Annotated in this window: 13 protein-coding genes; 2 read left to right on the top strand and 11 right to left on the bottom strand. The window is 71.7% G+C overall.

Annotated features, from left to right (window positions below; genetic code table 11):
• The 9 genes from ABZ749_RS17000 to ABZ749_RS16960 all read right to left on the bottom strand — a co-directional run.
• A partial coding sequence (locus tag ABZ749_RS17000; protein WP_357228679.1) for a methyltransferase domain-containing protein occupies nucleotides 1-722 on the bottom strand: 722 nt, incomplete at its 3' end.
• A 4-nt stretch (nucleotides 723-726) separates the two neighbouring features.
• Entirely contained in the window at nucleotides 727-1,896 is a 1,170-nt protein-coding gene (locus ABZ749_RS16995) for an acyl-CoA dehydrogenase family protein (RefSeq protein ID WP_357228677.1), read from the bottom strand.
• Nucleotides 1,884-3,068, bottom strand: a complete 1,185-nt coding sequence (locus ABZ749_RS16990; protein WP_357228675.1) for an acyl-CoA dehydrogenase family protein — start codon at nucleotides 3,066-3,068, stop codon at nucleotides 1,884-1,886. Before ABZ749_RS16990 ends, ABZ749_RS16995 begins: the two co-directional genes overlap by 13 nt.
• A complete protein-coding gene (locus tag ABZ749_RS16985) occupies nucleotides 3,065-4,684 on the bottom strand; it encodes an amino acid adenylation domain-containing protein (protein ID WP_357228672.1) in 1,620 nt (539 codons plus the stop codon). The genes ABZ749_RS16990 and ABZ749_RS16985 overlap by 4 nt, the downstream gene beginning before the upstream one ends.
• Nucleotides 4,681-4,944: an acyl carrier protein gene (locus ABZ749_RS16980; protein ID WP_355008489.1), complete on the bottom strand. Its 264-nt coding sequence runs from the start codon at nucleotides 4,942-4,944 to the stop codon at nucleotides 4,681-4,683. Before ABZ749_RS16980 ends, ABZ749_RS16985 begins: the two co-directional genes overlap by 4 nt.
• Nucleotides 4,945-5,016: 72 nt before the next feature.
• The gene (locus ABZ749_RS16975) at nucleotides 5,017-5,982 is read right to left on the bottom strand and encodes an EamA family transporter (protein WP_357228670.1); all 966 of its coding nucleotides are present in this window, start codon (nucleotides 5,980-5,982) and stop codon (nucleotides 5,017-5,019) included.
• Nucleotides 5,983-6,063: 81 nt separating this feature from the next.
• Complete coding sequence (locus ABZ749_RS16970) at nucleotides 6,064-7,089, bottom strand: iron-containing redox enzyme family protein (protein ID WP_357228667.1); 1,026 nt, start codon at nucleotides 7,087-7,089, stop codon at nucleotides 6,064-6,066.
• 160 nt (nucleotides 7,090-7,249) lie between these two features.
• On the bottom strand, nucleotides 7,250-7,753 hold the full coding sequence (locus tag ABZ749_RS16965; RefSeq protein ID WP_357228664.1) for an anthrone oxygenase family protein: 504 nt from the start codon (nucleotides 7,751-7,753) through the stop codon (nucleotides 7,250-7,252).
• Nucleotides 7,750-8,607 carry an NmrA family transcriptional regulator gene (locus ABZ749_RS16960; protein ID WP_357228661.1) on the bottom strand — a complete coding sequence of 286 codons (858 nt, stop codon included), beginning with the start codon at nucleotides 8,605-8,607 and terminating at the stop codon, nucleotides 7,750-7,752. The genes ABZ749_RS16965 and ABZ749_RS16960 overlap by 4 nt, the downstream gene beginning before the upstream one ends.
• Before the next feature lie 103 nt (nucleotides 8,608-8,710).
• Here ABZ749_RS16960 and ABZ749_RS16955 point away from each other — a divergent pair, with 103 nt between their 5' ends.
• Nucleotides 8,711-9,670, top strand: a complete 960-nt coding sequence (locus ABZ749_RS16955) for an AraC family transcriptional regulator (protein ID WP_357228657.1) — start codon at nucleotides 8,711-8,713, stop codon at nucleotides 9,668-9,670.
• 260 nt (nucleotides 9,671-9,930) lie between these two features.
• Here ABZ749_RS16955 and ABZ749_RS16950 read toward each other — a convergent pair whose 3' ends face one another.
• Together ABZ749_RS16950 and ABZ749_RS16945 are read right to left on the bottom strand one after the other, a co-directional pair.
• On the bottom strand, nucleotides 9,931-10,758 hold the full coding sequence (locus ABZ749_RS16950; RefSeq protein ID WP_357228655.1) for a hypothetical protein: 828 nt from the start codon (nucleotides 10,756-10,758) through the stop codon (nucleotides 9,931-9,933).
• A 495-nt stretch (nucleotides 10,759-11,253) separates the two neighbouring features.
• Entirely contained in the window at nucleotides 11,254-11,850 is a 597-nt protein-coding gene (locus tag ABZ749_RS16945) for an XRE family transcriptional regulator (protein WP_357228652.1), read from the bottom strand.
• A 95-nt stretch (nucleotides 11,851-11,945) separates the two neighbouring features.
• Here ABZ749_RS16945 and ABZ749_RS16940 point away from each other — a divergent pair.
• The coding region (locus ABZ749_RS16940; protein ID WP_357228649.1) for an FAD-dependent oxidoreductase at nucleotides 11,946-12,237 on the top strand (292 nt) is incomplete at its 3' end.

Genomic DNA, 12,237 nt, shown 5'->3' with positions numbered 1-12,237 from the left:
AACGTCGGCGCGGCCAGCTCGTTGATCCGCGCCAGGACGGCGTCGCGCCGCTGCGGCGGCACATGGCCGATCAGGGCCGCGCCGAACATGGCGACCCAGTCGGCGACACCGCCCGGGCAGTCGGTCAACTCGGTGGGCCGGGCGAAGTAGTCCATCCGCAGCACCTGGAAGCCGTGCGCCTCCAGCAGGGTGGCGTACTCCCCCGGGCTCGGGAAGTACCAGGGCATCCGCGCGCCCTCGGTCAGACCCTGCTCGGCCAGCGCGGCACGGACGGCGGCGAGGATCCCGGCCACGTTGTGCGCACCGCCGAGTTCGGCGACGAAACGCCCACCCGGGCGCAGCGCGCGGCGGACGGCGACGACGACCTCCGCCGGGCGGGTCATCCAGTGCAGCGCGGCGTTGGAGAACACCGCGTCGACCTGCTCGTCGATCTGGAAGTCGTGGCCGTCCGCGAGTAGCACGTCCGATCCCAGGCGGGCGGTGGCCGAGGCGACCATGGCGGGGTCGCCGTCGACCGCGATCACCCGCGCCCCGCGCGCCGCGATCGTGGCGGCCAGCTCACCGGTGCCGCACCCCAGGTCGAGGACTGTCTCGCCGGGCACCGGGGCGAGCAGCTCGACGACACCGCCGGCCAGCGCGGACACGTAGCCGAACTGACGGTCGTAGCGGTCGGCGTCCCACCCGGGGTCGGGCCGGGACTGGTGGACGGAGTGCTGTGTCATCGTGTCACCCTCGATCAATCTGTTGGAGCATGAGTTCGGTGGTGCCGCCGGCGAGCGCCAGGCCGGTCGCGTCACGCAGGGCCCGTTCCGCCGGATGGCCGCGCCGGTAGCCGTCAGCACCGGAGAGTTGCAGCGCCTCGTCGGCCACCTCGGCCAGCACTGCGGCGGCCCGGTGTTTGCCGGCGGCCGCCCAGCCGCCGGGGCAGGCGCCCGCGGCGAGCAGCCGAAGGCTCTGCCCGGCCATCGCCTGCACCTCCTGGATCGCGGCGTCGAGCCGGGCGAGCGTGAATCGGACGTGCTGGTTGGTGATCAGCGGAACCCCGAAGGTGATCCGCTGGCCGGCGTCGGCGACCGCGTGGTCCAGGACCGACTCGGCCAGTTCGGCCATCCGGACGGCGAGCATCACGCGTTCGTGGATCCAGTGGCGCATCAGCACCAGCAGTCCGTGCCCGCCGACGGCGAGCACGGCGGCGACCGGGGCCGCGTCGAGGACCACCGCACCGGTCAGGCCGGTGTGTCCCAGGCCGTCCAGGGTGGTCACCCCGACGCGCGGCCCGGCGGACACCAGCAGAAGCGCCGGCCCACGCCGACCGGTGCGCCCGTCGCGGTCGTCGGCCAGTACGAGCAGGTGGTCGGCGTACGGGGCGTTGCTGATGAACCACTTCGTTCCGGTCACGGTCAGCCCACCGGCCGCCCCGGCGCCCACAGTGGTCTTCAGGGCGGTCAGATCGCTGCCGCCGTCCGGTTCGGTGGCGGCCAGCGCACTGGTCGCCGAGCCGGCCAGGGCGTCCGCCACCAGCCCCACCGGTGTCGTCGGCAGGACGCCGAGCAGGCGTGTCGCCACCTCCAGGTGGGTGAGCAGCGCCGCGCCCGGCGCGCCGTTACCGACCCGGGCGAACGCGCGGTGCAACGCGGCGGCGCGCCACAGGGCTGCGGCGCGGTCGCCGCCACGCTCGGCCCACGCGTCGCGCAGCAGGCCGGCCTCGCCGACGGCGCGCAGCAACTCCCGTACGGGCGGGCCGGCCGACTCCCAGACGCCCGCAGCGAGCAGACCGTCGCGGTGCCGGTCGGTGAAGGCGTCGAGCCGCGTCGCGAATTCGACGTCGGCGGCGCCCTGCGGGCAACGCGACCCGACGGTCGAGGCGAGCACCGACGCGGCGGTCACTGGGGCCACCCGCGCAGGCGGGCGAGGGCGGTGAGCATCATCTCGTCCGATCCGGTGGAGATGGACAACAGCCGGGTGTCGCGGAAGGCGCGGTTGACCGGGTGGGTGCTGAGCTGCCCCTCGGCGCCGTGCAGGTGCAGGCAGGTGCGGGCTACCTCACGGGTGAGACGGCTGGAGCGCAGCTTGACCGCTGCGGACAGGGTGTTCACCGCACCGCCGGTCACCCACCGGTCGATGCCGGTGTACGCGAGCTGGCGAACCGCCTCCACCTCGGCGCGCAGGCCTGCCAGCTGCGCGGCGGGCTGCTGACGGTCGGCGATCGGCACGCCGAAGGTACGCCGCTCCCGCAACCGCTCGGCGGTTCGCAGCAGCAGGGTGTCCGCCATGGCGATCGCGCGGCAGGCGGACAGGATGCGCTCCGGTTCGAACTGGCGCAGCTGGGTGACCAGTCCGAGGCCGTGCCCGCCGAGGCGGTGCCCGTCGGGCACGAACACGCCGTCGAAGCGGAGCTGCCCGGCGACGCCGGCGGTCCGCAGCCCGAGCGTGGCGTCCGCCGGTTCCCTGCTCACGCCCGGGGCGTCGGCCGGCACCATCAGCAGGACGTGACCGAAGGTCCCACGAGCCTCGGGCAGCCGGGCCAGCACCGCGAAGGCGTCCGCGGTGAGCCCCGCCACGACCCACCGCTTGGCGCCGGTCAGCCGGTACCCGCCCGGCTCGGGGGTGGCCGTGGTGGCGACGGCGGCCACGTCGGCGCCAGCGCCCGGCTCGGAGACCGCGTGCCCGAGCAGGCAGCGCCCCGCCAGGGCCGGGCGCAGGAAACGCTCGACGGCCTCCGGCCCGCCGGCCTCGGCCAGCATGGGCGCGACCATGTCGTTGTGGACCGTCACCCCCATGCCCACGCTGTCGAACAACAGCGCGCCGAGGCATTCGGCTAGGACCACGTGCTCCCAGGCGGTGCCGCCGGCGCCGCCCTGGTCGACGGCGAACCGCATACCGAGCCAGCCTCGCGCGGCCAAGCCGGTCAGGACCTCGCGCAGGGGGACCGCGCCGTGCCGCTCCCAGGCGTCGACCATGGGTACGACGGTGGCCGCGAGGTGCTCGGTGAGGCGGGCCCTCAGCTCGTCCTCGGCGGGCGTGAACCAGCCGGTGCGGGCCGCGACGGTGAGGGCCGCGGTTCTCACGGTGCCTCGTCGAGCAGCAGCGCGGTGATGCGGGCGCGATCCGGTTTGCCGGTGGACAGCACCGGCACGGACGGTAGCCGGTACAGCTCCCGCGGCACCATGTATCGGGGCAGGAGGTTGCCCACGTGCCTGAGCAGGGCCTCCACCGTGTCTCCGGTCAGTGGCAGCAGGGCGACGGCGGGGTCGGGGTCCGGCTGGTCGACGGTCGCGTGGGGGCGCAGCACCACGGCGCAGGCCAGCGAGAGCCCGTCGCGCGGATCCGGGACGGCCGCCACGAACGCGCTGCCGACGGCCGGGTGCGTCTCCACGGTGCGGCGCACCTCGTTGAGGTTGATCCGGTAGCCCTTGATCTTCACCTCGTCGTCGCGCCTGCCCGCGAAGCGCAGCGCCCCGTCCGCGCCGCGTTCGCCGATGTCGCCGGTGAGGTAGAAGCGCGTCCCCTCGTGGTCGAGGAAGACCGCCGCCTCCTCCGTCGGGCGGTCCAGGTACCCGCTCATCAGCTGCGCCCCGGCGATGGCGATCTCACCCGGGCCGTCCGTGGTGATCCGGCCGTCGGCGTCCCGGAACCGGATCGTCACCCCCGGCAGCGGCGGCCCGATGGGGTACGCCTCGGTGCGGCCCGGTTCCCGCTCGGCGATCGGTTGGAAGGTCACCCCGCACGTCGCCTCGGTCGGCCCGTAGCCGTTGACCACCACGAGATTCGGGGCCGCGTGCAGCCAGTCCTGGACGGTGGCCGGGTTCAGCACCTCCGCGCCGGTGAGGATCCGGCGCAGCGCGCCCAGGTCCCGCCCCGACAACCCGGGCTCCGTCCGGGCCAGCAGCGTCAACGTGGAGACCACCGCGGTGAAGTGGGTGATCCGGTCCCGTTCGATGAGGTCCAGCACCCGAGCCGGCACGACGAACGCCGGGCCGAGCCGCACGTGCGCCCCCTTGAGCAGCGGCAACAGCAGGTCCGCCACCGAACCGTCGAAGTGCAGGGCTGTCGTGTTCAGGCAGCGTGCCCGATCGGTGATGCCGAGCACCGGGTCGACCGCGGCGAAGAACGCCTCCAGCGCGCTGTGCGGGATCCGGACGCCTTTCGGTCGTCCGGTGCTGCCGGAGGTGTACAGCACATACACCCCGTCATCCGGCGCGGTGGCCACCGGCAGGTCGTCGAGGTGCGCGTCCGCCTCGGTGCCGAGTTCCTCCACCGCCACCACCGGCACGGGCAGCCCCTGGTCGACCAGCCGGGCCACCGCCGCGCGGCGGGCCAGCAGGCGTGGGCTGCCGCAGTCCAGCAGCAGCGCGCGCCGCCGGTCCGCGGGCGCCGAGGGGTCGATCGGCAGGTAGGCGGCGCCGGCGGCGACCGCACCCAGCAGCGCCGTCACCGTGGCGGCGGTCTTCTCGCCGTGGACGGCGACCAGGTCACCGCGGCGCACCCCACGGCTGCGCAGACCCGCGGCGACCCGCAGCACCCGCTGCCACAGCTCGGCGCGGGTGAGCGTCGCGTCCGGTCCGGTGAGCGCGGGCAGGTCCGGCCCGGTGGCGGCGTGCGCGGCGAGCGCCGCCATGAGGGACCAGCCGACCGGCGTCGGCGCGCCGGCCGGCGGCGTCGAGGGCTCGACGAGCATGGTCATCGGGTCGCACGCCGCTCGACGAGGGCGACCAACGTCGACAGGCTCTCCAACGCGTCGAGGTCCTCGATCTCCTCCCCGAACTCGATGCCGTACTCGCTGCCGAGCCGGACGGTGAGCTCCACAGCGTCGAGTGAGTCCAGGTTGAGCGCGCGCATGAAGTTGTCGTCGGCGGCCAGCTCGGCCGAGACGTCGCGCTTCTTGATGGTGGCGAGGGTGTCGGCGAGGCGGTCGCGGACGCTCTCGGCGGTGGGACGGGTCATCGGCTGACTCCTGAACGGTCTCGGGTGACACGGGTACGACCGGGCGCGGTCGTACCGGTGCGGCGGGTGCGGTTACCGGCTGGCCGGGACGGCCGGCGCGGTCGGGACATCGGAGGTGCGCGGGGCGGCCGGCCGGGCGGCGGACCGCACCGTCCAGGCCACCGCCGCCACCAGGCAGGCGGTGCCCACCACGGTGGCCGAGGTCAGGTCCTCACCGAGGACCAGCGCTCCCAGGGCCACCGCCACGAGCGGGTTGACGTACGAGTAGGTGCTGGCCAGCCGCTGGTCCACCCGGGTGACGAGCCACGTGTACGCGAGGAAACCCACCAGCGACCCGAGCAGCACGAGGTGCAGCTGCGCCAACCACACCGTGGGGTGCAGGTGGCCGACGTCCAGCCGGCCCCACTCTCCGGCGAACCCGGAGACGACCAGCAGTGCCAGGCCGCCGCCGAGCATCTGCACCGCGCTGGACAGGGCGGCGCCCGGCACGGTGTCGCCGGGGGTGCCGCGCCCCGCCGAGGTGGCGGCGATCCGCCCCGCCACGGCCCACGTCAGCGCCGCGGCCAGCACGAGCAGTGAGGGCAGCAGCGGGCCCGGCTGGAAACCGAGAAGGATCGCCACGCCGGCCAGTCCGACCGTGGCCGCGCCCAGGTCCCGCCCTCTCGGCCGGCCCCCCATCACCAGCACCCAGATGGGGACGGTGGCGAAGTAGGTGCCGGCCGCCGCCGACGGCAGATCCTCGGAGGCGACACTGACCAGCCCGTTCGCGCCGAGGAAGTGCATGAGCCCGAGCAGGGTCAGCCGCCCGGTGTGCCCGCGCAACCGCACCGCCAGTCCCGGCTGGCCGCGCCGGCGCCAGTGCCAGCACAGCCCGCCGAGCAGCAGCGCCCCCGCCACGGAGAAGCGGACCCCGGCAGCGAACAGGGGCGGCACCTCCTGGACGACCACTCGGATACCGAGGAAGGTCGAACCCCAGAGCAGCCACACCGCGAGCAGCGCCGCGGCGATGCGCCACCGGTCGGCAGTCGGCCGGTCCATCGTCAGGGCGGGTGTCGACGTCCTCGGTCGCGCCGAGGCGGAGTCCAGGCGGCGGTCCGGCCAGGGGCGTCGACGCACGCGCTAGGCCGGGTTCTGGGCGAGGATGCGGTCGAGGTACCGGCAGGAGGAGTTCAGCCTCCACAGGGCACCGCGTGCCATGGCCCGGCGGGTCTGCGGCTCGGCCGCCATCGGCTTGACGACGTGGGCGAACCACGCGCTCGCGTGGTGGGCGTCGATGCCGATGTGCAGCCGGTGGTACGTGATGCCGTCGGCGGGGAGCCCGAGGCGCTCCCAGCCGTGCAGCACCTGGGAGAACCGATCCGGCGCCAGCCACTCCGCAACGGCGAGGTGGCCGACGGCCTCGCCGAACAGGTTCCGGTACCGGCAGATCAGCACCGGTAGGTTCCCGCCGAGCAGCGCCTCCGTCGACAGGCTCTCCTTCAGCTCGTCGTCGGTGATGCCGAAGTGGGCGATGATCCGGCCGAACAGCGTGGTGTGGACCATCGCGGGGTCGCCGTTGCCCATCTCGTCCCAGAAGTTCTTGGCGATCTCCATCTTGGTCTCACCGTCCGAGCCGACCTGCATCATGGCCAGCAGGTCGTCGAACCGGGCGTCCACCGACGACTCCTGCAACACGAAACTGCGGAAGTCCTCCGGGGTGGCCCGCTCGCGCAGAAAGGAGTGGTAATAGGGGTGCTTGAACACCCGGTGCTCCCGCGTCATGTTCTTGAGCCATGGCACGAACCGCTCCGGGTCGTCCGGGATCGAGGCGTAGATGCTCTCGTCGATCCAGCTGTCCTCGTCCCGCGCGGTGTCCCGCTCCAGTTGCCGCGTCACCGCGTGCAGGACGGTGGACGCCTCGGCTGTCGATTCCGCCCCCAACTGGGTGTGCAGGCCGTAGATCTTCGCCAGCAGGTACTGCTGTGCGAACTGGGCGTCGGCGTCCCCGGCGGACGCCGCGGTACCCAGCCGGGTGACGTTCTCGAGCAGTTCGTCGTAGGCGTCCTGATCGGCGTACGAACGGTCGAAGTCTTCCTCGGACAGAGCGAAGCGACTCACCAGATCGGTGACGAACGCCGTGGGAGTGGTGCTCAGCGTGGCGGGCATCCGGGTGCGCTCCTTGCAGTCGGTATAACCCGAAGCATTCCCCCGCCGTCTGCACGGCTTCGCTGATTTTTCTGTATTCGCAGGTCGGAGGGCACGCGACGCGCCGCGTTTCCCCGGCCGCCCGGAACTGGCCACCCCCTGCCCGCGCCGGGCGACGACGTCATCGGGACGTGTTCGAGAAGTAGACCCCGAGGCCAGCCAGCAGCAGGCTGATCAGGCTGGCACCAGCGCGTACGGAGTTCCACCACGTCCAGGCGGACGAGTAGGCGGCCCACACGCGTACCGCCTCCGCGAGATCGGTTGGCACGCCTGCGGCGTCGAGCGTCTCGTTCATCGGCACGTTGACGACCACCGTCGGGATGAACGCGCCCACCAGGTACACCCCGGCGGCCACCAGGAACAGCACACCCGCCGACCGCTTCCCGAGGATCAACAGGAACACACCGGTCACCGTGGCGGCGACGAGCGGGCCGAAGAACGTGACGAAGAACAGCGGATTCTGGATCCTCTGGTTGATGCTCGTCATGGCCCGGATCGCGGTGCCAGCGTCGGCGGCGTTCAGACCGGGCATCACCGCTACCGAAAAGGCGTAGTAGACACCCGTGATCGCACCCGTCACCACCAGGGTCACCGCCGCCGACCAGGCAGCCAGGGTGGCGTTCATGCCCAGTCTCCACCGGGTGACGTGTCCCATGCACCAGCGGCGGCGGCGTCCCGGGCATAGTCGGTGAAGTCGCGCGGCCTGCGGCCCAGCGCCCGTTGCACACCATCAGCGAGCTGTGCGTTGCGGCCGTCCAACACCTTGCCGAACAGCTCGATCAGGACCGCAGTGAGCTCCGCCGGCACGTCGTACCCGGCCATCACGGCGGCGTACTCCTCGGTCGACACCGATCGGTAGCGGATCTCCCGCCCGAGCGCGTTGCCGATCTCCGAGGTCGCCTCGGCGAAGGTGAGAAGTCGCGGCCCGGTCACCTCGTAGAGCTGCCCCGCGTGCCCGTCGTCGGTCAGCGCAGCGACCACGATGTCGGCGATGTCGAGGGCGTCGACGAACGGCTCCGGCACGTTCCCGGCCGGGAGGACGACCTCGCCGCCGCGTATCGAGTCGGTCAGGAAGTCCTCGCTGAAGTTCTGGCTGAACCAGCTCGCCCGCACGATCGTCCAGGCCACTCCGGAGTCCTGGACCACCCGCTCGCTGAGTGTGGCCTCCTCCTCGCCCCGGCCGGAAAGCAGAACCAACCGTTCGATCCCGCCGGACACCGCCTGTTCCGTGAACGAACGGACCGTCGCGAGGGCGTCCGACGCGGCCAGGTCCGGGTAGTACACCAGGTAGACCGACGAAACCCCGTCCAGTACGGGCGCCCAGGTGCGCTGGTCGGTCCAGTCGAACGGCGGCTCGCCGGAGCGGGAGCCGACCCGTACCGGCCGGTCGAGTCTGGTGAGCCGGTCCACCACCCGGCGGCCCGTCTTGCCGGTGCCGCCCAGTACGAGGATTGGCTGCTCATCAACGGTCTTCGTCATGGCAACCAGTCAAGTCGAGGGTGAGCGCACCGGGAATGGGCGAGACTCTCGATCGCATGTCCCGACGTCTCGACCGCCCACCGCACAGGGCTAACCTGAGCGCATGGACGCGCTCGCGGGGCTGCTGGACGGGCCGAGGGCCCGCGGTGCGTTCCTGATGCGGTCGGTGTTCGACCCGCCCTGGTCGGTACGGATCCAGGATCGTGCGCCCCTCACCCTGGTCACCATGCTGCGCGGCACTGCGTGGGTGGTGCCGGATCGGGGTGCTCCGGTGCCGCTACGCCCAGGCGATGTCGCGATCATCCGTGGCCCGGAGCCGTACACCATCGCCGACGACCCGGCCACGGCGCCGCAGGCAGTGATCCATCCCGGTGAGCACAGCACCACGCCCACCGGGGACGAGTTGTGCGAAGTGATGGACCTGGGTGTCCGGACCTGGGGCGAACGCGCTGACGGGATGGCGGTGCTGCTCAGTGGCACGTACCAGTTGCAGGGCGAAATCAGCCAACGGCTGCTGAGGGTCCTGCCCCACCTTTTGGTGCTGCCGGCCGGAACACTGGACAGCCCCCTCATCCCCTTGCTCGGCGACGAGATGACCAAGGACGAGCCGGGGCAGGATGTGGTCCTGGACCGGCTGCTCGACCTACTGCTCATCGCCGTACTTCGGGCCTGGTTCTCCCGGCCCGAGGCGGCGGCGCCCTCCTGGTACCGAGCGCACGGCGATCCGGTGGTCGGCAGGGCGTTGCGACTGCTGCATGACCACCCGGCAAAGCCCTGGACGGTGGCCACCCTCGCGGCCGGCACCGGTATCTCGCGGGCGGTGCTGGCCCGCCGGTTCACCGAACTGGTCGGCGAACCTCCGATGGCGTACCTCACCAACTGGCGGCTCGCGCTGGCCGCCGACCTGCTGCGCGAACCGGACGCCACCGTCGGCGCGGTGGCCCGCCAGGTCGGCTACGGCAGCTCATTCGCACTCAGCGCGGCCTTCAAACGGGTACGCGGTCTCAGCCCGGCCGAACACCGGCAGGCCATCGGGTCGCCTGACGTCACTCCGGTGGGATGACCGTGCCGAGGCTGGCCGTGGGCATCCGTTCCTCATCGTCCGCCACCACCGACTCAGCGAACGAGAACCTGCCAATGGGCGGTGGCCCGAGTCCGTCCGGGGATGACGATGGGCGCATCACACCGTGGCCCGTGCCCGTCGGCGGCGTCGCAGTCCAACGGGGATGGCTGCTCCGCAACGACCGGTACGCCGCCTTCGCCGAAGCCCTCACCGTCCGCGCGAGTCCCTCCGCACCATCGCCGCTTGCAGCAGGCCGATGGCTAGGGGTCGACGCAGTACTCCGCGGCGGAGAGCACCGCAGGGTCCGCCGGGACCACCCTGCCGATCCACTGGAAAGGACTGAGTTGCATCCCTCCGGGCCTGCGCTGGCAGATCCGGCCGCTTGCCAGCTTGCTCGGGGCCATGCTCTCCATCCTGGGTGGATAGCCGGCCGAGGCTACGATCGCGTAGCCGTCGTTGACGCTCACCACGAGCACGGAGCGTTCCGGCTTCGCGTTGGGTTCATCGAGGTTCATCCGCGTCAGACCGTCCACCACACGCCCGACCGCGATCCGGGACAAGCTGTAGCGGGGCCACCCGGACGCGGCGAGCCCTTCCTCGACGACCAGAGCCGCGAGCAGAATGATCGCGACAATCGCGATGCCCGGGCGGTGCCGCGCCAGCCGGCGCCGGGCCCAGATCCACCCGAGACTCACCAGGAAGACGATGAGCTGTAACAGCAGGTAGTTCATCGGAACGAAGATCGCGAAGCCGGTGGCGAGGCCGGCCGCCGCCCAGTTGGTGGCACGGAGGGTCCAGCCCAGCCAGCCGCGTTGCCGGGCGAGGTAGACGAGCGATGCCGCGATGGTCGGCAGGAAAAGCGGCAGCAGCAGCGCCGTCAGGCCGAGCGGGTTTCCCTCCTGCACGATCGAACGGAGGAGGACGTGCTGGCCGGTCATCGACAGCAGGAGCAGCACCAGGAGCAGCGGGAGCGCCGTCAGCACGGCTGGCATCAGGTCGTCGGCCACGCTCGCCCGATCCGGGGCGTAGCTGACGGTACTGCTGCTGACACTGCTCCTGTTGCTGATGCTGCTGTCGACGTGCACCACACCGGCGGCGTGGACGTGCACCGTCCTGGGCGCGTCGCCGCCCGCCTGAGCCGTGGATCCGGCTCGGCGTCGCCTGCGCCGTGGGCTGGGAGCTGGCATCACGCGAAGGTACCGAGCTTCGCCGGCGAGGTTCCTGTTGTGTCGCCCATGCGATCCATGCCGGGCGGACCCGTCGGCCGCCAAGGGTCTCGGGATCGCGGTCCTCTACACCGACCAGGCCCGGAATGCTCGCACAAACATTTCTCAGAACCACGCCGCAGCGCTCTTGCGTGCGAACGGGTTGTGAGAACGGATCTGGCCCGAATCGGCGGCGACGTACCAGCTTCCGGATCTCTTCTCAGAATGGACCGTTCTGCGAAGGATGCTGCGCTGATCGGTCTCCAGCATCGCGGTTCTGCGGTAAGGCGAATCGACGAGGTCGGCAGGGGGTTTACGTGAGAGCAGGGCGTGCCGCCTGCCGGAGCCTGGCGTGAGTGGGGGAGGCAGTTCTGCTGCTCATTGGGACGTGCCTGATTTTGGTGTGGCGCGTACGTGTGCGCGTTCGCCTTGTCTGCCGATGAGGCTGAGGAACTCGACAGGCCCGGTGCTGGTGGCGCCGAACCAGTGGGGGGTGCGGGTGTCGAACTCGGCGGCTTCTCCGGGTTGCAGGGTGAGGTTGTCGTCGCCGAGGACCAGGCGCAGGGTGCCGTTGAGGACGTAGACCCAGTCGTAGCCCTCATGGGTGCGCAGGTCGGGTACGCGGTTGTCGTCGCCGGCGGGCAGGACGAACTTGTATGCCTGGATGCCTCCCGGCCTGCGGGTCAGGGGCAGGATGGTGGATCCGTCGCCGGCGGCGATGGGGCGCAAGTTGATCCGGGGATCACCGGTCAGCGGCGCGTCGACGAGTTCGTCGATGGTGACGCTGTGGGCGCGGGCGAGCGGGAGCAGCTGTTCGAGCGTCGGGCGCCGCAGGCCCGCTTCGAGCCGCGACAGCGTGCTGACGGAGATGCCGGTCTCCTCGGCCAGGTCGGTGAGGGTGATGTTGCGGCGCTGCCGCAGCTGCCTCAGCCGCGGGCCGACCGCGTCGAGGGTGCGGTCCAGATTGTCGTCCACAACCCCATTTTGCCATTCGGCAAAGATCTTTGCACATATTCGCCGGGAGGCTCAGGATCAAGTCACCGGCGAAGGTAGTGAAGGGAGCAGGGCAGATGGTGGAGCAGGCAGAGATCGTGAGGGACGTGGTCGTGGTCGGTGGCGGCGCGGCCGGGTTGAGCGCGGCGCTGATCCTGGCGCGTTCGCGGCGGCGAGTGACGGTCCTGGACGCCGGCGCACCGCGCAACGCGCCGGCGCAGGCCGTGCACGGCCTGCTGGCCCTCGACGGACTGAGCCCGCTGGAGCTCCTCAGACGCGGCCGCGATGGGCCGCCGACCACCATCGACTTCATGTTGATCGACGCCATGAAGTCGGCCGGGCCGAAGATGATGGTCTCCACGCGCGGCG

This window comes from Micromonospora sp. NPDC047753, assembly GCF_040642735.1.
Taxonomy (GTDB): domain Bacteria; phylum Actinomycetota; class Actinomycetes; order Mycobacteriales; family Micromonosporaceae; genus Micromonospora.
Note: the sequence above shows the minus strand (reverse complement) of the source record. Positions and strands in the feature narration are given on the sequence as shown.

What these genes read in the sequence shown, in the direction of transcription:
- ABZ749_RS16970 (WP_357228667.1), bottom strand. Translation starts at nt 7,089, where the DNA reads ATGCCCGCCACGCTGAGCACCACTCCCACGGCGTTCGTCACCGATCTG.
- ABZ749_RS16955 (WP_357228657.1), top strand. Translation starts at nt 8,711, where the DNA reads ATGGACGCGCTCGCGGGGCTGCTGGACGGGCCGAGGGCCCGCGGTGCG.
- ABZ749_RS16960 (WP_357228661.1), bottom strand. Translation starts at nt 8,607, where the DNA reads ATGACGAAGACCGTTGATGAGCAGCCAATCCTCGTACTGGGCGGCACC.
- ABZ749_RS16975 (WP_357228670.1), bottom strand. Translation starts at nt 5,982, where the DNA reads ATGGACCGGCCGACTGCCGACCGGTGGCGCATCGCCGCGGCGCTGCTC.
- ABZ749_RS16965 (WP_357228664.1), bottom strand. Translation starts at nt 7,753, where the DNA reads ATGAACGCCACCCTGGCTGCCTGGTCGGCGGCGGTGACCCTGGTGGTG.
- ABZ749_RS16980 (WP_355008489.1), bottom strand. Translation starts at nt 4,944, where the DNA reads ATGACCCGTCCCACCGCCGAGAGCGTCCGCGACCGCCTCGCCGACACC.
- ABZ749_RS16985 (WP_357228672.1), bottom strand. Translation starts at nt 4,684, where the DNA reads ATGACCATGCTCGTCGAGCCCTCGACGCCGCCGGCCGGCGCGCCGACG.